This is a genomic window from Streptomyces sp. NPDC091292 (assembly GCF_044757265.1).
Lineage (GTDB): Bacteria > Actinomycetota > Actinomycetes > Streptomycetales > Streptomycetaceae > Streptomyces.
In genome coordinates this window covers 626,238-644,572 of the sequence record NZ_JBIVUQ010000001.1, presented here as the reverse complement: position 1 = coordinate 644,572, position 18,335 = coordinate 626,238, and the positions used below count along the sequence as shown (strand labels likewise).

General features: G+C 71.3%; 15 protein-coding genes. 8 read left to right on the top strand and 7 right to left on the bottom strand.

From position 1 onward, the window contains the following. Positions 1 to 13: 13 nt before the first annotated feature. Positions 14 to 1,936, bottom strand: coding sequence for a beta-galactosidase (locus ACIQNU_RS02905; protein WP_401360212.1), 1,923 nt, complete (start codon positions 1,934 to 1,936; stop codon positions 14 to 16). Further along, positions 1,933 to 2,682: a FadR/GntR family transcriptional regulator gene (locus ACIQNU_RS02900; protein ID WP_401362394.1), complete on the bottom strand. Its 750-nt coding sequence runs from the start codon at positions 2,680 to 2,682 to the stop codon at positions 1,933 to 1,935. Before ACIQNU_RS02900 ends, ACIQNU_RS02905 begins: the two co-directional genes overlap by 4 nt. Positions 2,683 to 2,941: 259 nt before the next feature. On the opposite strand from ACIQNU_RS02900, the gene ACIQNU_RS02895 reads away from it, so the two are divergent. Genes ACIQNU_RS02895 through ACIQNU_RS02875 form a run of 5 tightly spaced genes read left to right on the top strand, consistent with a single transcriptional unit; the run spans position 2,942 to position 9,552 of the window. Further along, entirely contained in the window at positions 2,942 to 4,576 is a 1,635-nt protein-coding gene (locus ACIQNU_RS02895) for an ABC transporter substrate-binding protein (protein WP_401360209.1), read from the top strand. Positions 4,577 to 4,581: 5 nt separating this feature from the next. Continuing rightward, positions 4,582 to 5,544: an ABC transporter permease gene (locus ACIQNU_RS02890; protein WP_401360206.1), complete on the top strand. Its 963-nt coding sequence runs from the start codon at positions 4,582 to 4,584 to the stop codon at positions 5,542 to 5,544. After that, entirely contained in the window at positions 5,541 to 7,544 is a 2,004-nt protein-coding gene (locus ACIQNU_RS02885; RefSeq protein ID WP_401360203.1) for a dipeptide/oligopeptide/nickel ABC transporter permease/ATP-binding protein, read from the top strand. Before ACIQNU_RS02890 ends, ACIQNU_RS02885 begins: the two co-directional genes overlap by 4 nt. Beyond that, positions 7,541 to 8,620 carry an oligopeptide/dipeptide ABC transporter ATP-binding protein gene (locus ACIQNU_RS02880; protein ID WP_401360201.1) on the top strand — a complete coding sequence of 360 codons (1,080 nt, stop codon included), beginning with the start codon at positions 7,541 to 7,543 and terminating at the stop codon, positions 8,618 to 8,620. The genes ACIQNU_RS02885 and ACIQNU_RS02880 overlap by 4 nt, the downstream gene beginning before the upstream one ends. Continuing rightward, the gene (locus ACIQNU_RS02875) at positions 8,617 to 9,552 is read left to right on the top strand and encodes a dihydrodipicolinate synthase family protein (protein ID WP_401360198.1); all 936 of its coding nucleotides are present in this window, start codon (positions 8,617 to 8,619) and stop codon (positions 9,550 to 9,552) included. Before ACIQNU_RS02880 ends, ACIQNU_RS02875 begins: the two co-directional genes overlap by 4 nt. Positions 9,553 to 9,600: 48 nt before the next feature. Here the strand turns inward: ACIQNU_RS02875 and ACIQNU_RS02870 are convergent, their stop codons facing one another. From ACIQNU_RS02870 to ACIQNU_RS02850, 5 genes are all read right to left on the bottom strand, one after another. Beyond that, a complete protein-coding gene (locus ACIQNU_RS02870) occupies positions 9,601 to 10,758 on the bottom strand; it encodes an exo-alpha-sialidase (RefSeq protein WP_401362392.1) in 1,158 nt (385 codons plus the stop codon). 225 nt (positions 10,759 to 10,983) lie between these two features. Next, on the bottom strand, positions 10,984 to 11,655 hold the full coding sequence (locus ACIQNU_RS02865; RefSeq protein ID WP_401360195.1) for a response regulator: 672 nt from the start codon (positions 11,653 to 11,655) through the stop codon (positions 10,984 to 10,986). Continuing rightward, positions 11,652 to 12,890 carry a sensor histidine kinase gene (locus ACIQNU_RS02860; RefSeq protein WP_401360192.1) on the bottom strand — a complete coding sequence of 413 codons (1,239 nt, stop codon included), beginning with the start codon at positions 12,888 to 12,890 and terminating at the stop codon, positions 11,652 to 11,654. The genes ACIQNU_RS02865 and ACIQNU_RS02860 overlap by 4 nt, the downstream gene beginning before the upstream one ends. 2 nt (positions 12,891 to 12,892) lie before the next feature. Continuing rightward, a complete protein-coding gene (locus tag ACIQNU_RS02855; protein ID WP_401360189.1) occupies positions 12,893 to 14,971 on the bottom strand; it encodes an MMPL family transporter in 2,079 nt (692 codons plus the stop codon). Between the two features lie 391 nt (positions 14,972 to 15,362). Further along, the gene (locus ACIQNU_RS02850) at positions 15,363 to 16,007 is read right to left on the bottom strand and encodes a TerB family tellurite resistance protein (RefSeq protein WP_401360186.1); all 645 of its coding nucleotides are present in this window, start codon (positions 16,005 to 16,007) and stop codon (positions 15,363 to 15,365) included. 391 nt (positions 16,008 to 16,398) lie between these two features. Between ACIQNU_RS02850 and ACIQNU_RS02845 the strand changes: the two genes are divergently transcribed. The 3 genes from ACIQNU_RS02845 to ACIQNU_RS02835 all read left to right on the top strand — a co-directional run bounded on the left by ACIQNU_RS02845 (position 16,399) and on the right by ACIQNU_RS02835 (position 18,304). Then, positions 16,399 to 17,331 carry an AraC family transcriptional regulator gene (locus tag ACIQNU_RS02845; protein ID WP_401360183.1) on the top strand — a complete coding sequence of 311 codons (933 nt, stop codon included), beginning with the start codon at positions 16,399 to 16,401 and terminating at the stop codon, positions 17,329 to 17,331. Between the two features lie 87 nt (positions 17,332 to 17,418). Continuing rightward, entirely contained in the window at positions 17,419 to 17,640 is a 222-nt protein-coding gene (locus ACIQNU_RS02840) for a hypothetical protein (RefSeq protein ID WP_401360180.1), read from the top strand. Positions 17,641 to 17,749: 109 nt separating this feature from the next. Continuing rightward, entirely contained in the window at positions 17,750 to 18,304 is a 555-nt protein-coding gene (locus tag ACIQNU_RS02835; protein WP_401360177.1) for a MauE/DoxX family redox-associated membrane protein, read from the top strand. The last annotated feature ends 31 nt before the right edge of the window (positions 18,305 to 18,335 follow it).

Sequence of the window (18,335 nt, the reverse complement as noted above, 5' to 3'; positions counted from 1 at the left end):
TGGAACACCCCCCTCACCCCTCCGTCCGCAGGATCTCCACTCCCCCGGTCTCAGCATCCACCCCCTCCGGTGACAGCGGCAGCACCACATGAATCCTCGTGCCGTCCGCCGTCACCCGGGTCCTCGCCTGGGTGCCCGGGGCGAGGTTCGGGAGAGTGGGGCGTACGCCCGTTTCGGCGCGGACCCGGTCCATCAGGGATCGCATGTCCGGTGCGGGCAGGTCCGTACCCACGTACCACGCCGTTCCCCGCCCGTACGCATGCCGGGTCACCGCCGGACCGCCTCCGGAGCCCAGGCGCCGCACCACCTCCGCGCCCTCCACGCGGATGATCTCCTCCCAGCGGCCGTCCGCGCGCGGGGCAAACTCCTCCACCGTCAGGCCGAGCAGTGTGCGGAAGGGGGCCGGGTAGCCCCCGAGGTGGACCCGGTCGTGTTCGTCGGTGATGCCTGAGAAGTACGACATCAGGACCGTGCCGCCGCCGTCCACGTAACGACGGATCCGCGCCGCCGTCTCCTCGCTCACCGCGTACAGGTTCGGGATCAACAGCAGCTTGTAGGCGGTGAAGTCCGACCCCACCGAGACCACGTCGCACGCCACCGACGCCTCGTACAGGGGTCGGTGGTGGGCCAGCGCCGCGTCCAGCATCGTCACCTTCGCGCTCGGGTGCGCGTCCAGTTCCAAGGCCCACCAACTGCGCCAGTCCAGGAGGAGGGCCGCGTCCGCCCGGAGCGGGACAGAGCCGAGCAGATCATCGGCCGCCCCCAACTCCGCCCCCAGTTCGGCCACTTCACGGAAGATCCGGGTGTCCCTGCCGCCGTGCGGCACCATCGCCGAGTGGTACTTCTCGGCGCCGCCGCGCGACTGGCGCCACTGGAAGAACAGGGCCGCGTCCGCGCCGTGCGCCACCGCCTGCCAGGTGTCGAGGCGCATCCGGCCGGGCGGCTTACGGCCGTTCACCGCACGCCAGTTGACCGCCGAGGGTGCCTGTTCGAGCAGCAGCCAGGGGCGGCCGTCCTTGAGGCCGCGCATCACGTCGTACGAGAAGGCCGTCCGGTGGAAGGAGTCCGGGTCGTGCGGGTCCGGGTACGAGTCGTACGACACGATGTCCATCGACCCGGCCCATTTGAAGAGGTCGAGCGCCTTCGCCACCGGGACGAAGTTCGTCGTCACCGGCACCTCCGGGGTCATGCGGCCCAGGATTTCCCTCTCGGCCTGGTAGCAGGCGAGGAGTTCGTCCGAGGAGAAGTCCGCGTAGTCGAGTTGCTGGGTCGGGTTGCGGAAGGACGGTGCCGTGCGCGGGGTGCGGATCTCGTCGAAGGAGGCGTACCGCTGGGACCAGAAGTCCGTCGACCAGGCGTCGTTGAGGGCGTCGATCGTGCCGTACCGGGCGCGCAGCCAGGTGCGGAACGCCTCCGTGGACACCCCGCAGTGGCAGTGCCGCGAGAGGTGGCAGCCGTACTCGTTGCCGATGTGCCAGAGGGCGAGCGCCGGGTGGTGCCCGTACCGGTCGGCCAGTTCGGTGACGAGGCGGACCGCCTGGCCCCGGAACACCGGGCTCGACGGGCACCAGTGCTGGCGTGAGCCGGGGTGCAGCCGGGTGCCGTCCTCCATCACCGGCAGGATCTCGGGGTGCAGCCGGCTCAGCCAGGGCGGCGGGGACGCCGTCATCGTGGCCAGCGACACCGCGACGCCCGCCTCCGCGAGCCGGTCCATGTGCGGGTCCAGCCACGTGAAGTCGTAGGCGCCCGGGGCCGGTTCGGAGCGGGCCCAGCCGAAGATGCCGAGCGTGACGAGGTCGACGCCGGCCTCCCGCATCAGCTTCATGTCCTCGACGTGGACATCGGTGCCCCACTGCTCCGGGTTGTAGTCGCCTCCGTAGCCGATGCCGCGCAGCCGCGACCGGAGCCCCGCCAGCCGGTCGTTCCCACCGTTCATCCGACGCCCCTCATCGCCCGGCCCGCCCGTGATTCGATCCCCCGGAAGTGGTCCGCCATCGCGCGCTCCGCCTGCTCGACGTCGCGGGCGCGCAGCGCGGTGAGGATGTCGCGGTGGCGGCGGACGGTGAGGGCGGGCTTGGGGTCCTCCGTCCAGCCGCGCACTCCGGCGACCCGCCAGAAGACGTTCCAGAACGCGGCGAGCAGTTGCGGTACGAGGGCGTTGCCGAGGGACTGGTACAGCAACTCGTGGAAGGCGCGGTCGAGTTCGGGGAAGGGCTCGCCCGTACGGCCCGCCTGCTCCATCCGTACGACGATGCCTTCCAGCTCGTCCAGTTCGGCGTCCGTGACGGTGGTGGCGACCCGCCGTATCAGGCCCGCCTCCAAAACCTCCCTGACCTGGAGGATCTCCAGGAGCGCCCGGGTGTCGTCGGCCTCCTGGGCGAGGGCGCGGAAGGTGAGGCCGTCGACCAGGGGAGTGAGGGAGACCTCGCCGACATAGGTGCCGTGGCCGTGCCGGATCTCCACGATGTCCAGGGCCTGGAGCGCCTTGAGGGCTTCGCGCACCGAGTTGCGGCTGACGCCGAGGCTGTCCATGAGGTCGGTCTCGGTGGGCAGCGGCGTGCCCGGTCTGAGCCCCTGGTCGAGGATCAACTGCATGACCTCGCGCTGAATTTGGCTGCTCACCCGCCGCTCGCGCGCGGGCCGCCCCCGGGAGTTCTTCGGCTCCTCAGACATGCGCCACATGGTACGCGCGGCGGACATCCAACGTCCCACCTCCGACAGAACTTTCCCCTCCGGCTCACCCGTGCCCCGCGCACCCCCCGATCGGCGGGCCGCACACCAACCCCCCACACGTGATTGCTGCGCACCCCCTTGACCACCCCTGCACGCGCTTCTATGGTCACCGCGACGTAGGACGTCCCATCTCCTGTATGGAGGCCCTGATGGCGGCTCTGATCGCGGCTCTGATCGCGGCACCGATGGAGACACCGATGGAGGCACTGTGCGCAATGTGACCGACGGACCGGCACTGCACCGCCGGTCCTTTCTCCAGTACTCCGGTGCGATCGGCGCCGCGGCCGTCATCACCTCGACGCTCTCCGCGTGTTCGTCCGGGCCGAAGTCGACCAACGAGACGGACGGCGACGGCAAGGGCGCCCTGGACTCCCTGACCGCCGTCATCGGCTATGGGAACGACGGCAGTTGGGACCCCACGCAGACCGCTTCGGCGTTCGCGGTCGCCGCCAACCACCACATCTACGAGGGCCTGCTCGACACCGACCCGATCACCCGCGTGCCCTATGCCGCGCTCGGCACCGAGATACCCAAGGACCTCAACTCCACCTCGTGGAAGTTCACGCTGCGCGAGGGCGCCAAGTTCCACGACGGGCAGCCGGTCACGGCGGACGACGTCGTGTTCGTCTTCGACCGGATCCTCGACCCGGACACCCAGACCCTCGCCAAGGGCTTCTTCGAGAGCTGGCTGCGCGAGGTCAGGAAGATCGACGGCAAGACCGTGGAGCTGGTTCTGAAGTTCCCCTTCCCGGACGGTGCCTCCCGGCTCACGCTCGCGAAGATCATGCCGAAGCACGTGTTCTCCAAGCCGGGCGCATGGGAGGACGCCATCAAGGGCAAGGCGATCGGCTCGGGCCCCTACCGGCAGACCGCGCACCAGCCGAAGACCAACACGACCTTCGAGGCGTTCGCCGACTACAACGGCCCGCGCAGGCCGAACTTCAAGAAAATGAACTGGTTCACCATCGTGGACGCCGCTCCCCGCGTCGCGAAGATATCCGGCGCCAGTGCGGACGCGCAGATAGCCGACAACATTCCGTACGCCAATATCGAGCAGTTGAAGAAGGGCGGGCTGACCGTCGAGGGCGGGGCCGGGATGAACAATCTGTTCCTCCTTTTCAACACCGCGCACGACCCGTTCGGCGATGTCCGGGTGCGGCAGGCGCTGCATTACGCCATCGACACGGACAAGATGATCGAGGCCGCGCTGAAGGGCCACGGCAAGGCGTCGACGTCCTTCCTGGACGAGGGGAACCCGTCGTACCGGCCCGCGAAGACCGTCTACGGCTATGACCCGGACAAGGCGAAGGCGCTGCTCAAGGAGGCCGGTGTCTCGGGCCTGAAGGTCAGCCTGATGTCCGTCAACGTCTCCTGGATCGTGGACTGCCTGCCCACCATCAAGGCGTCGTGGGACGCGATCGGCGTGGAGACCACCCTTGAGCCGCAGGAGACCACCGCCGTCTTCACCAAGCTCGACCAGAAGAAGGACTTCCAGATCGTCGCCGCGGCCTCCAACCCGAACCAGCTCGGGATCGACGCGGACCTGATCATGCACTACAACTACGGGCCGCAGAACCTGTGGATGGGTTATGCGCGCTGGGCCGGGAACTCCGAGGCCAAGCGGCTCTTCACACTCATGGACCAGGCGACCCGGGAGCCGGACCCGGCGAAGAAGAAGGCGATGGTCCAGGACTACATCGACCTCGTCGCGGAACAGGCCGTGCTGTACCCCGTGGTGCACAACGAACTCATGACGGCATGGAATCCCAAGAGAATCACCGGTATCCGGGCGCAGCCCTATCCCGGCATCAATGTCCTCCAGGCCAAGCCGGCCGCCGGCTGACATTCATGGGATCCATTCTCCGTATCCTGATCCGCCGCATCGCACTCCTCGTACCGCTGATGCTCGGCATCGTGCTGTTCGTCTTCCTCGTGATGCGGTTCTCGGACAGCGATCCGGCGTCCGCGTTCTTCCAGGGCGCCAATCCGACACCCGAGCAACTGCACCAGTTCCGCGAGGAGAACGGGCTGCTCGACCCGCTGCCCGTCCGGTACGTCCACTTCATCGGGGACCTGCTCCAAGGCGACCTCGGCATCAGCGTGCTGACCCGGGCGCCCGTGACCGAGCAGGTCACCACCGCGCTGCCGCTCACCCTGCAACTCACCTTCCTCGGCCTCGGGATCGCCGTGGTGCTCGCCCTCGTCCTCGGGGTCACCGCCGCCATCTACCGTGACCGGCTGCCCGACCAGCTCATCCGCGTGGTGTCGCTGACGGGCGTCGCGGCGCCCGGGTTCTGGCTGGCGCTGCTGATGATCCAGTACCTGGCCGTCGACCGGGGCTGGTTCCCGACCGGCGGATACATCAACCCCGGTGACTCGCTGAGCGGTTGGCTCAAGACGATGACGCTGCCCGCGTTCGCGCTGTCGCTGCCGGTCGCCGCGCAGCTCACCCGGATCGTACGGACCGCCGTGGTCGAGGAGCTGGACAAGGACTACGTCCGTACCGCGATCGGCAGCGGGCTGCCGCCGGTCGTCGTGGTCGGGCGCAATGTGCTGCGCAACGCCCTCGTCAATCCGCTGACCGTGCTCGGGCTGCGCGTCGGCTATCTGCTCGGCGGGGCCGTCGTCATCGAGACGATCTTCTCGCTGCCCGGTATGGGCAAGCTGATGATCGAGGCGGTGAAGAACGGCGATCCGGCGGTCGTGCAGGGCGTCGTCCTCACGACCGCCGTCGGGTTCGTCGTCGTCAACCTCGTCATCGACATCCTGTATCTGCTGGTCAATCCACGTCTGAGGGGGGCCGCCGGATGAGCCGCCCGACACTGTCCCGCAAGCAGCTCACCGAGCGGCTTTCCCGGCCGGGGATCAAGCTTCGCGGTCCGCGCCGACTGCCCGTACTCTCCCGTATCGCCGTCGTGTTCCTCGCGATCGTCGTCCTGATGGCCGTGTTCGCGCCGCTGCTCGCCCCGCACGACCCCTTCGACCAGGCGACCCTGGTCGACGGCTCCGGGCATCCGTCCGCCGAGCACTGGATGGGTCAGGACAGCCTCGGCCGCGACATCCTCAGCCGGCTGATGTACGGGGCGCGCTGGTCGCTCGCGATCGGGCTCGGCGCGACCGGGCTGGCGCTCGTCGTCGGCGCGCTGCTCGGCGCGATCGCCGCGACCTCGCGCAAGGCCGTCGACGAGACCCTGATGCGCTGCCTCGACGTGGTGATGGCGTTCCCCGGGATCGCGCTCGCCGCCGTCCTCGTCGCCGTGTTCGGCGGCGGGATCACCGTCCTGATCTGCGCCATCGCGTTCCTGTTCACCCCGCCCATCGCACGCGTGGTGCGGGCCAATGTGATGGACCAGTACGGCGAGGACTACGTCACCGCCGAACGCGTCATCGGCGCCCGCACCCCGCACATCGTCATCAAGCACGTCGCCGTGAACTGCGCGGCGCCCGTCCTGGTGTTCTGCACGGTGCAGGTCGCCGAGGCGATCGTCTTCGAGGCGTCGCTGTCGTTCATCGGCGCGGGGGTGCGGCCCCCGGACCCGTCGTGGGGCAGCGTCATCGCGGACGGCAAGAACATGGTCCTGACCGGGGGTTGGTGGGCGACCGTCTTCCCGGGGCTGCTGATGCTGATCACCGTCCTCGCGCTGAACATCCTCTCCGAGGGGGTCTCCGACGCGTGGGCCGCGCCCGCCGCCCGTGACGTACCGACCGACAAGGCGCGTAAGGAGGACCGGTGGGAGGCCGCCGCGCCGGGTGCCGGAACCGTCGACGAGCTGCCGGGGCTGACGCAGGCGGCGGCGCGGCTGCGGGAGCGGGCCCGTCCGCTGCCGCAGGGGCCGCCGGTGCTCGCCGTCGAAGGGCTCGCGATCGGGTTCGACGCGCGGCACGGCGGGGTCGACATCGTGGACGGCATCAGCTTCGACGTACGGCCCGGTGAAGTCCTGGGCCTGGTCGGTGAGTCGGGCTGCGGGAAGTCGCTGACCGCGCTGACCGTGATGGGGCTGGAGCCGAAGGGCGCGCGGGTCCGGGGCACGGTCACCTTCGACGGGCGGCAGCTCGTGGGCCTTCCGATGCGGGTCCGGCGGCGGCTCCTCGGCCACGACATGGCGATGATCTACCAGGACGCCCTGTCGTCGCTGAATCCGGCGATGACGATCCGCGCCCAGCTCAAGCAGGTCGTACGGCGCGGCGGCAAGCGCACACCGGAAGAACTCCTCGGTCTGGTCGGGCTCGATCCCGAACGCACCCTGCGGAGCTATCCGCACGAGCTGTCCGGCGGGCAGCGGCAGCGCGTCCTCATCGCGATGGCGCTGTCCCGCTCCCCGAAGCTGATCGTCGCCGACGAGCCGACGACCGCGCTCGACGTGACCGTGCAGGCCCAGATCATCGAGCTGCTGCTGAGGCTGCGCGAGGAGCTGGGGTTCGCGCTGATCCTCGTCTCGCACGATCTGGCACTGGTCGCCGACGTCACCGACCGGGTGGTCGTGATGTACGGCGGTCAGATCGTGGAGACCGGGGTCACCGCGGACCTGGTCGAGGCGCCCGCGCACCACTACACGCGCGGCCTTCTCGGGTCCGTGCTTTCCCTGGAGTCGGCGGCCGAGCGGATGGTGCAGATACGGGGTGTCGTCCCGTCGCCCGCCGACTTCCCCGCCGGGTGCCGGTTCGCGGACCGGTGCCCGATGGCGAGCGAGGTGTGCCGGGATACGGCGCCTGGTCTCGCCGGGGACGGCCGGCGGCACTCCGCCGCCTGCCACCATCCGGCGGTCGCCCTGCGCGCGCCCGCCCCGAGGGGAAGCGAGGCCGTCACGTGAACAGCCAGCCACAGGAGGGGACTTCGGCCGAACCGCTGGTCTCCCTCGCGGGCGCGCACGTCGTCCACAAGGCGCGCTCCGGCGGCCTGTTCGGGCGGGACCGGGTGTACGCGCTGACCGGCGCCGATCTCGACATCGCGCCCGGTGAGACGGTGGGCGTCGTCGGGGAGTCGGGCTGCGGCAAGTCGACGCTCGCGAAGGTCCTCGTCGGGGTGCAGCGGCCGACGGCGGGCACCGTGTCCTTCCAGGGCCGCGACCTGTGGACGATGAGCCCCGCAGAGCGCAGGACCGCGATCGGCGCCGGTACCGGCATGATCTTCCAGGACCCGTCGACCGCGCTGAACCGGCGGCTCAGCATCCGCCAGATCCTGCGGGACCCGCTCGATGTGCACCGCCGCGGCACGCCCGCCGAACGTGAGCAGCGGGTACGGGAGTTGATGGGTCTGGTCGGGCTGCCGAAGGTGCTCGCGGACGGGCTGCCCGGTCAGCTGTCGGGCGGGCAGCGGCAGCGCGTCGCCATCGCGCGGGCGCTCGCCCTCGACCCCGGTCTGGTGGTCGCGGACGAGCCGACGAGCGCCCTCGACGTGTCGGTGCGCGCCCAGATCCTCAATCTGCTGCTCGACCTCAAGGAACGGCTCGGGCTCGCGCTGGTGTTCGTGTCGCACGACATCCAGACCGTACGGCGGATGAGTGACCGGGTCGTCACCATGTATCTGGGGCGGATCGTCGAGGAGTCGCCGGCCGGTGAGATCACCGACCGGGCGCGGCACCCGTACACCCGGGCGCTGTTCTCGGCGACGCCCGGACTGCTCGATCCGATCGATCCGATTCCGCTGGTGGGGCCGGTGCCGTCGGCGACGCGTCCGCCGAGCGGGTGCCCGTTCCGTACCCGGTGCTGGAAGGCCGACGAGGTGTGCGCGGCCGACATGCCGGAGTTCGTGTCGTCGGGGGCGGGGCGGCGGTTCCGGTGTCATCATCCGGTGGCGGACGACCAGACCACGCGTGACCTCGTCCTCGACGTCCGCGCCCACCCGACCACCCTGGTTCCCGGCAGTCGATCTACGGAGCGTCCATGACCTTGCCTGCCCCGCTGAACGGTGTCGTTCCGCCCGTCTGTACGCCTCTGACACCGGACGGCGAGGTGGACACCGGGTCGCTGGTGCGGCTCGTCGACCATCTGATCGGGGGCGGGGTCGACGGGCTGTTCGTGCTCGGGTCGACCTCCGAAGTGGCATATCTGGCCGACCGGAACCGCAGAACCGTCGTGGACACCGTCGTGGGGCACGTCGGCGGGCAGGTGCCGGTGCTCGCCGGGGTCATCGACACGACGACGCCCCGCGTGCTCGACCACGCGGCGGTGGTCGTCGGCGCGGGCGCGGACGCCGTCGTCGCGACCGCCCCCTTCTACACCCGCACCCATCCGGCTGAAATCGCCCGGCACTTCCGGCTGCTCGCCGAGCGGGCGGGGGCCCCGGTGTTCGCGTACGACCTGCCGGCGTCGGTGCACTCCAAGCTGGGCACCGAGCTGGTCCTGGAGCTGGCGGGTGCGGGGGTGCTGGCGGGCCTGAAGGACTCCAGCGGCGACGAGGGCGGCTTCCGGCGGGTGGTCCTGGGGGTCAGGGCGCAGTCCTCCCTCGACTCCTTCAGCGTCCTCACCGGCTCCGAGCAGACCGTCGACTCGGCGCTCGCGATGGGCGCCCACGGTGTCGTCCCGGGGCTCGGGAACGTCGATCCGGACGGGTACGCGCGTCTGTACGCGGCCTGCGCGGCGGGCGACTGGGAGCGGGCGCGGGGTGAGCAGGAGCGGCTGTGCGCCCTGTTCGGGATGGTCGGGGTCGGTGATCCGGCGCGGATGGGCGGGAGTTCGTCGGGGCTCGGCGCGTTCAAGGCGGCGCTGCATCTGCGCGGCGTGATCGACTGCCCGGCCACCGCCTTCCCGCAGATCCCGCTCTCCCTCGATGAAGTGGAGCGGGTCGGCAAGTACTTGGCGGCGGCCGGGCTGTTGTAGGGCCCCTTGCTGCACGGCCTTGTTTCACGCCCTAGCTACGTGGCCCTGTCAGGACCCGGTGAGGGTGCTGAGCGGGATGCGCCGGAACTCGATCTTCTCGTACGTGCCGGTGGCGCCGGTCTCGTACAGCAGGCCGACGGTTTTGCGGTCCGGCTGGACGAGGTCGGAGTAGGCGGCGGGCTGCTGGGACAGGGTCGTCGCCTTGGTGAAGGTCGCCCCGGAGTCGGTGCTGCTCCAGATCGCCATGGCGCGGCGGGCGGTGGGCACGGAAGGGCCGGAGAACAGCAGCGGGGCGCGGCGGCCTTCGAGTTGGAGGACGCTGCCCTGGACGACGGGGACCTCGTCGAGGGTGTGCTGCACCTGGTAGGGGCGGTCGAGGGTGCGGGCGCCGTCGCTGGAGTAGGAGTCGAGCCGGTTGCCGGGGCTGCTGCCGTTCTGGTCGCGGGAGCTGAAGTAGAGGCGGCCGTCGGGGAGTTGGGCGGCGGTGGACTCGTTGGCGTTGATCACGCCCTCGTAGTCGGCGTCGATGAAGCCGAGTTTCCAGGTGGTGCCGCCGTTGTCGCTGTAGAGGGCGTGCGCGCCGTAGTACTTGGCCTCCTGGCCGGTGTCCGGGGAGCCTGCGGGCGGGGCGGTGGAGTGGTTGGCGGGCACGACGAGGCGGCCCTTGTGCGGGCCGTGGGTCAGCGCGACGGCGTGCCCGGGTCCGGTCGCGTACCACCGCCAGTCGGGGAGCTTGGCCGTGGCGGTGATCTCCCGTGCGGCGGAGAAGCTGCGGCCGTCGTCGCGGCTGGTCTGCACGAAGACGCGGCGGCCCTGTGCGGGCGTGACCTGACCGCGCATGATCTGCGCCTCGGTCACGTCACCGCTGTTGTACGTGGTGAGCAGCACGATCCGGCCGGTGCGCGGGTCGACCACGGGCGCCGGGTTGCCCTGTGTGTCGTGGCCCGCGTCGACCACGACCCCGAGCGGGCCCCAGGTGCAGCCGCCGTCCGTGGAGCGTCTGCGGACGACATCGATGTTGCCGGTGTCCCCGGCCCCGCCGACCCGCCCCTCGGCGAAGGCGACGAGGGTGCCGACGCCGGTCTTGACGACGGCGGGGATGCGGTAGCTGGCATACCCGCCCTGTCCGGAGGTGAACGGCACCGATGACGTGCAGCGGGGGCCGGAGTTGGCGGGCGGCCCCCCGGTCGGGGCGGAGGACGCCATACCCCCCAGCGCGAACAGGGCGAGCCCGGAGGCGGCCAGCGAGACGAGTACGGGACGCTTGCGGTTCACGGTGCTCCTCTGGAAGCGGCAAACATGGGTCGTCGGACGTAGGATGTCCGGTTTCAGTGAAGGTAGTGCGCCGACAGGGGCAGGGCAATACCCGTGCGGGGCATGGGATTTGGGGTTCCGGCCGGAAGTCGGGGGTGTCAGGGGCGTCGGGGCCCGTCAGTGGATTCCCGGGGTCACCAACCCTGATTCGTACGCCGCTATGACCAGTTGGGCCCTGTCCCGGGCGCCGAGTTTCCCCATGATGCGGCTCACGTGGGTCTTCGCCGTCAGAGGGCTCAGGCCCAGGGTCTCCGCTATCTCGGTGTTCGTCAGGCCCCGGGCGACCAGGGAGAGGACCTGGCGTTCGCGGTCCGACAGGCCGTCGGGGCCGCCGCCGTGCGGCAAGGGGCGGGGGTCGGGGGCGCGCAGGGCGCGGGCGATCAGGCGGGCCGTCGGACCCGGGGAGAGGAGCGCGTCGCCGGCGGCGACCACCCGGATGGCGGCCAGGAGTTCGGCGGGACGGGTGTCCTTCACGAGGAACCCGGAGGCGCCCGCGCGGAGGGCCTCCACGATGTGCTCGTCGGTGTCGTAGGTGGTCAGCACCAGGACCCGCACGCCCGCCAGGTCCTCGTCGGCCGCGATCAGCCGGGTCGCCTCGATCCCGTCGAGGTCGGGCATCCGGACGTCCATCACGATCAGGTCGGCGCGCGCCGAGCGGGCCAGCTCCACCGCCTCCCGGCCGGTGCCCGCCTGGCCGACCACCTCCATGTCGTCCGCTGATTCGACCAGCATCGCGAACGCGGCCCGTACCAGCGTCTGATCGTCGGCGAGCAGCACCCGGATCGTCATGGCGCCCCCTCCCCCCTCTCCGTGCCGTGTGTCGTCAGCGGCAGGTCGGCCGTCACCGCGAACCCTCCGCCGGGCCCCGGCCCGGCCTCCAGCGAACCCCCCACGCTGCGGGCCCGCTCCCGCATCCCCGCCAGCCCGAACCCCTGCCCGCTTCCCAGTCCGCTTCCCCGCCCCTCGCCCTGCCCGTTCCCGGAGAGCGGCGGCCCCGGTCCGTCATCCGTCACACTCACCCGCAGCGCGTGCCCGTCGGACCGTATCCCGACGCTGACACCGACCCCGGGGCCGGCATGCCGTACCGCGTTCGTCAGGGCCTCCTGCACGATCCGGTACGCCGCGGCGCCGACCGCGGGCGGGGTGCCGTCGCCCCGTACGGACAGGGTGACTTCGGCGCCCGCCGTGCGCGCCGCATCGACCAGGTCCGGCAGCCCGTCGAGCCCCGGCAGCGGGCCGCGCGGCTCCTCCGGGCCGTCCGCGCGCAGGACTTGGAGGGTGGCGCGCAGCTCGCCGCGCGCCGTACGGCAGGTCTCCGCGATGTCGTCCAGCGCCGCCGCGACGGCCTTCCGGTCCAGTTGACCGGGCGAAGCGGACAGCACGTGCGCGGCCACCGACGTCTGCACGCCGATCAGCGTGATGGTGTGCGCAAGCAGGTCGTGCAGGTCCCGCGCGATCCGCAGCCGCTCTTCGGCGACGCGCCGCCGCGCCTCCTCCTCACGGGTCCGCTCGGCCCGTTCGGCGCGCTCGACGACCGAGACGAGGTGCTGCCGGTGCACCCGGACGAACGCGCCGAGCACCAGCACCGCGACGGCCCAGCCGGAGGTCCGCAGCAGGTCGACCCCCCGGTGGGTGTCCACCATGAGCATCACGCTCGTGGCGACTCCGACGACGACGACGCCCGTCAGCAGGGTGCGCAGCGGACGGCCGGTGACGGCGACGGTGTAGAGGGCGAGGTACGAGGCCAGGGTGGGAGCCAGATGGTTGTTGTCGAGGATGTGGTACGGGACGACGCAGGCGAGCGTGGCCAGCAGTACGGTCATGGGCGCGCGGTGGCGCCACAGGAGCGAGGCGTGGGCCGCCAGGAGGAGGGTCCAGCCCAGGGCGTCCGGGCACCGGGCGGCCTCGCCGGACACGGCGATGGCCGTGGCGGCGAGGGCGACCAGGAGCACCAGGGTGGCGTTGTGGTGGATCGGGTCGTACCAGCGCGCGGAGCGCCTGCCCACCACCGTCACCGGATTCACGGTCACATCCTGCTGTACGGCCGTTCGGGCGCGGTAGGCGCGAGTACCGCCGGCGGCTTCGACAGCGGGCCCGGCCACCAGACCTTGCGGCCCAGCGCCACACTCGCGCTCGTCACCAGGTACGTGCGGACCAGGAAGGTGTCCAGGAGGACGCCGACCGCGATGACGAAGCCCAGCTCGACCAGCGGGACCAGCGGCATGTTGGTGAGGACCGCGAAGGTCGCCGCGAGCACGAGCCCCGCCGACGCGATGACACCGCCCGTCGTCCGCAGCGCGGTGAGCGCGGCGGCGGCCGGTTCGGCGCCCGCCAGGGACTCCTCGCGCATCCGGTGCATCAGGAAGATCCCGTAGTCCACGCCGAGCGCCACCAGGAACACGAACGACAGCAGCCCGAGCCCCGGATCCGTCCCGTGGAAGCCGAACAGCGGCCCGAAGGTGAGGCCCGCGATGCCGAGGGACGCGGCCCAGACCGCGACGACCGCCGCGACCAGCAGCAGCGGCGCGACCAGGCTGCGCAGCAGGGCGATCAGGATCAGCAGGACGGCGGCCAGGACGAGCGGGACGACGACGTTCCTGTCCCGGGCGTTGGTGTGCTCCAGGTCGATCTCCTGGGCGCTCGGACCGCCCACGTAGGAGTCGGGGAGCGCGGCCCTGAGGGCCTTGATGGTGGCGGTCTCGGCGGCCGACTGGGGCGCGGCCCGCGCGATGACGGAGATCTCGGTCCAGCCGCCGCCGCTGCGGCCCCGCTCGGCGGCCTCGACACCCCGGGTGCCCTCGATCGTGCCGAGCGCGTCGGCGGCCCGGCCGGTGGGCGTCATGACGGTGACGGGCTGGGTGCCGCGCTCCGGATAGGCGTCGGCGAGGGTACGCATCGCGGTGACCGACTCGGGGCGTTTCGTGAAGGAGTCCTCCTGCTTCAGATCGCCGGGCAGGTTGAACGCGCCGAGCGCGAGCGCCCCGAGCAGCACCGCGCCGCCCGCGAGGACGGTCAGCGGCCGGCGCCCCGCGGACCCGCCCATCGCGGCGAACAGCGACCTGCGCGCCTTGGGCGTACTGCCGAACGCGGGCACCAGCGGCCAGAACACGCGCCGCCCGAGCAGCACCAGGACGGCGGGCAGCAGCGTCAGCATCGCGGCCAGCGCGCACAGCACCCCGACCGTGCCGAGCGGCCCCATCCCCCGGCTGCTGTTGAGGTCGGCGGCGAGCAGACAGAGCAGTCCGGCGGCGACGGTCCCCGACGAGGCGAGCACGGCGGGCCCGCAGCCGCGCAGGGCGGCGGCCATCGCGTCGTACGGCCGCTCCACGCGCCGTAGCTCCTCGCGGTAGCGGGAGACGAGCAGCAGCGCGTAGTCGGTGCCCGCGCCGAAGACGAGGATCGTCATCACGCCCTGGCTCTGACCGCTGATCGTGGTGCCGAAGCCCTGGTTGAGCCCGTACGCGACGGACATCGCGAGGAAGTCGGCGACCCCGGCGACGACCAGCGGGACCAGCCACAGGAACGGGCTGCGGTAGATCAGGACGAGGAGGATCGCCACGACGGCGACGGTGGTGTAGAGCAGGGGTCCGTCGAGGGAGTTGTAGACCTCGCCCGCGTCGGTCGCCAGGGCGCCGGGCCCCCCGACCTCGACGCCCAGACCCCCGGTGTCGTGGGCGATGTCGCGGACCGCTCCGACGAAGGTGTCCCGTTTCGTCTCGTCCTGTCCCGGCGCGGTGCTGGCGACCGAGTACATGAGCGTGGTGCCGTCATCGGACGGGACACCCTCCGGGGTACCGGTCAGGTCCTGCGTACGGGAGATCTCGGCGAGTTGGCGGTCGGCGGTGGCCCGGTCGGCGGGGGTGAGTCCGCCGTCGCGGTGGTAGACGAGGACGAGGTCGGTGCTCTCGCCGCCGGGCAGCCGGTCCTGGATCTTCGCGGCCTGGGTGGAGTCCGCGCTCGCCGGGAGGTAGTCGATGGCGCGGTCGCGCTGCACATCGCCGAGCTTCCCGGCGAAGGGGCCGGCGACCGCCAGGACGGCGATCCACAGGGCCAGCATCACCCAGGGCACGGCTCTGCGCCGCGTACGTGTGTTCTCCGGCCCCATCGAGGGCCTCCCTCCCGAACGGCTGCGTCTGGTCGGCCGGTCGGACCGGCCGCTCTCCAGACTTCCGATGCGGCGGGGCGTCCTCTTCGGGCGTGAGGGCGAGTTGGGCGCTACTGCGCGGGGTGACGGACGGGCGGGATTACTCCCCGGGGAGTACGCGGCGGACACTTCGGCCGACATCTCAGCCGACACTTCAAAGGTGCTTGAAAGGCTCGCCAACCGGGGGGTGGGCGCGGTGAACTGGAGTACTCCCGCCACAGGGCGGTATCAGCAAGACCTGCATCAGCAAGACCTGCATCAGCAAGACCTCTGAGAGGGTTCCATGGGGGAAAACCTTTTCGGGCGCCCTGACCAGCGCCTCGACCAGTGTCTTGACCAGCGCCTTGACCTTTCAGAAAGGCGTGCGCGCCGTCGCGAGGAGCCGGGCCGTGTCGTCCGCGCAAAGTTGCAGCGCCGCCCCGACCGTCGTGAGCGCGTCCCGCTCGGCGGGGCTGTAGGGCCCGTCGGCGAGGGCGATCCGCGCGCCCTGGAGCAGGATCGCCTCGCGGCCCGCGGGCGCCAGATGCGGGGCCAGCGGCTCCAGCGCCTCGTGCAGTTCGATCGCGAGGGTCGCGCCGCACGGCCCGGTCTCGGTGACGAACCGCCCGGTGTCCGCGACCAGTGCTTTGATCAGACCGACGAGCTGGTCCTCGGTGCAGTCGTCGAGCCCGGCCGCCCGTACCGTCGCCACCGCGACCTCCCTGACCGGGCGGGATGACGTACCGCCGGCGACCAGGACGGCGAGCGCGACCGTGTGCACGGCGTCCCTGAGCATCGCCGAGAAGCGGGCGGTCGTCGGGTGGTCGAGGACCTCGGTGCCGAAGTGGCTCTGACAGGCCGCGCATTCGAGGACGGGGCCCACGTCACCCCGGGACAGCAGCGGAACACCGAGAAGGGTGAACCGGCGACGTCCCGTGCGCCGCAGGTAGTTGCGGTCGCCGCCGCACGCGGAGCAGAAGAACTCACCGTCGCTCACGGTGTGCCAAGCGGTGTGCATGCCGCAGACCAGCGGCTTTCGGCCGAATAGTCCTCGGTCTGCCCGCACCTGGCACCTCCGTGACACGCCCCGGCAACACTGCCGCGTTGACGTGATGTTAACCACAGCGGCGAGGCGCCGTCAGCACCTCCGACAGCAGTACGCCAGGACATGGCCAAATCATGGCCCTGCCACGCAACCGGCCGCCGCCCCCGGTTCGCGCCCCGCGCGCCCCCGGCACGCACCCGCCGCACTCCCCGCGTGCGGCCCCCACCCACCCCGCCGCCCCTTTTGTCCCCACAGCCGAAGGAGCTGAAGGAAGCTGAGCACTTTACCTACGGACAAAGTTCCACAAAAGCCACCAGAAACGGTTCTGTTCGAGGGCCGGGACATCGCACGCCTCCAAGAGGTCGTGAGCACCCACATCGCCCCGCACCGGCTGAGAGTGGTCCGGGGCGAGCCGGGATTCGGCCGGTACCGGTCCATCGGCGACGAGCGGGTCGCCCTGTATCTCCTCTGCTACGGCGCCGAGGTGGAGATCCGCCCCGTCGAAGTGGGCGAGTTCTATCTCGTCCATGTGCCGCTCGCGGGCCGCGCGGGGCTGCTCGTGGACGGCGAGCGGGTGTCCACGCCCTGCGATGTCGTCAGCCCAGGCCACCGCCTGGAGATCCACCGCTCGCACGACAGCGACATGGGCGTCCTGCGCTTCCCGCGCGCGGTCCTCGACGCCGCCGTGGAGTCCCGGGGCGTCCCCAGGGACGGGCGGGGCCCGGTCCGCTTCACCCCCGCCATCACGGCGGGCCGCCCCACGTCCCGGGCCTGGCTGCGCACCGTGCGCGCCTACGTCGACGCGGCGCGCAGCGGACTCCTCGCCGACTCACCCCTGGCGGCGGGCCACTTCGAGCAGCTTCTGCTGCACGGGCTGCTGGACAGCCAGCCGAGCAGCGTCAGCACCGCGCTCCGGGCGGCGGCGCGCTGCCCGGCGCTGCCGAGCGCGCTGCGCCGGGCGCTGGCGTACGGCGAGGAGCACGCCGGTGAGCCGGTGTCGATCGCCTGCATGGCGCTCGCGGCCCGGGTGAGCGTGCCGGCGCTGCGCGCGGCGTTCCGCGCCCATCTGGGGACGACCCCGATGGCGTATCTGCGCCGGATCCGCCTGGAGCGGGCGCACGAGGACCTGGTCGCCGTCGCCGAGGGCCGCGCCGACGGCACGGTCACGGATACCGCGCTGCGCTGGGGGTTTCCGCATCTGGGGCGCTTCGCCGAGTTCTACAAGGAGACGTACGGGGTCTCGCCCTCGCATACGGCGGGTCGGCGCGGCTATCCGGAAAAGACCGGAATCCACTGACGTAACGGATAGTTCGCCGCCCGCCGGATCTCTAGCGTTTCTGTCGTAGTCACCCGCAGACGAACACCGTGAAAGGAGAAACACCACATGAGCATGCTCACCGCACTCGGCGACAAGGTCCTGAGCCATGTCGCTCCGCGTCAGGCGGCGCACGCCGCCTCGTCCGGCGCCCAGGGCTGCTGGATCGAATCGAGGGTCTGCGACCCGCACTGCCCCTTCTGGTACTGGAAGGAGATCTTCTACTGGAGGTGCGACGACGGGTACCGCTACACCACCGAGACGGGCTGCACCGACGCGGACAACTGCTGATCCGAGGGCGCCCGTCCGCGGGTCCTGTCCCTCCGGTGACCTGACCTGACGAAGCGCCGCGCCCCGGTCGTAGCGGGGCGCGGCGCCTTCGTCCAGAGGTGAGACCTCCATGGACCATGTTCTCATTTCCTGCCGCGTATTCCTCGGCCTCGTCTTCGTCCTCTCCTTCACGGGAAAGGTGCGGGGCCGTGCGGCATATCGCGCATTCCGGGATTCGGTACGGGAATTGGCGCCCTGGCTGCCCGGCGGGGGCGCCGCGTTGACGGCAGCCGCGGTGACCGTACTGGCCGCCGAATCCGTGAGCGTGGTGCTGCTCGCGGTGCCGTCCACCGGGTCGGCGCTCGCCGGATTCCTCCTCGCCACCGGCCTGTTGGGCGCGTTCACGGTGGCGATCGCGGGGACGGTACGGCGCGGGGACCGGGTCGCGTGCCGCTGTTTCGGCGCCGCGTCGTCGGCGCCCGTGGGCGCCGCGCAGCTCGTCAGGAACGGGCTGCTGCTCGCGGGTGCGCTGACCGGGGTGTGCGCCGCGCTGACCGGCGGCGGACCGGGCGTACCGCTCGCGGGCGCGGCCGTCGCGCTCGTCTTCGGGGCCGCCGCGGCCGGTCTCGTCCTGCTGACCGACGACCTGTCCCAGTTGCTGAGACCACTCGGACACCACAGCTGAACGCAGCCGCACACCTGGGGCCGCCCAAGGC

What these genes read in the sequence shown, in the direction of transcription:
- ACIQNU_RS02905 (WP_401360212.1), bottom strand. Translation starts at nt 1,936, where the DNA reads ATGAACGGTGGGAACGACCGGCTGGCGGGGCTCCGGTCGCGGCTGCGC.
- ACIQNU_RS02900 (WP_401362394.1), bottom strand. Translation starts at nt 2,682, where the DNA reads ATGTGGCGCATGTCTGAGGAGCCGAAGAACTCCCGGGGGCGGCCCGCG.
- ACIQNU_RS02890 (WP_401360206.1), top strand. Translation starts at nt 4,582, where the DNA reads ATGGGATCCATTCTCCGTATCCTGATCCGCCGCATCGCACTCCTCGTA.
- ACIQNU_RS02885 (WP_401360203.1), top strand. Translation starts at nt 5,541, where the DNA reads ATGAGCCGCCCGACACTGTCCCGCAAGCAGCTCACCGAGCGGCTTTCC.
- ACIQNU_RS02875 (WP_401360198.1), top strand. Translation starts at nt 8,617, where the DNA reads ATGACCTTGCCTGCCCCGCTGAACGGTGTCGTTCCGCCCGTCTGTACG.
- ACIQNU_RS02870 (WP_401362392.1), bottom strand. Translation starts at nt 10,758, where the DNA reads ATGGCGTCCTCCGCCCCGACCGGGGGGCCGCCCGCCAACTCCGGCCCC.
- ACIQNU_RS02865 (WP_401360195.1), bottom strand. Translation starts at nt 11,655, where the DNA reads ATGACGATCCGGGTGCTGCTCGCCGACGATCAGACGCTGGTACGGGCC.
- ACIQNU_RS02855 (WP_401360189.1), bottom strand. Translation starts at nt 14,971, where the DNA reads ATGGGGCCGGAGAACACACGTACGCGGCGCAGAGCCGTGCCCTGGGTG.
- ACIQNU_RS02850 (WP_401360186.1), bottom strand. Translation starts at nt 16,007, where the DNA reads ATGCACACCGCTTGGCACACCGTGAGCGACGGTGAGTTCTTCTGCTCC.
- ACIQNU_RS02840 (WP_401360180.1), top strand. Translation starts at nt 17,419, where the DNA reads ATGAGCATGCTCACCGCACTCGGCGACAAGGTCCTGAGCCATGTCGCT.
- ACIQNU_RS02835 (WP_401360177.1), top strand. Translation starts at nt 17,750, where the DNA reads ATGGACCATGTTCTCATTTCCTGCCGCGTATTCCTCGGCCTCGTCTTC.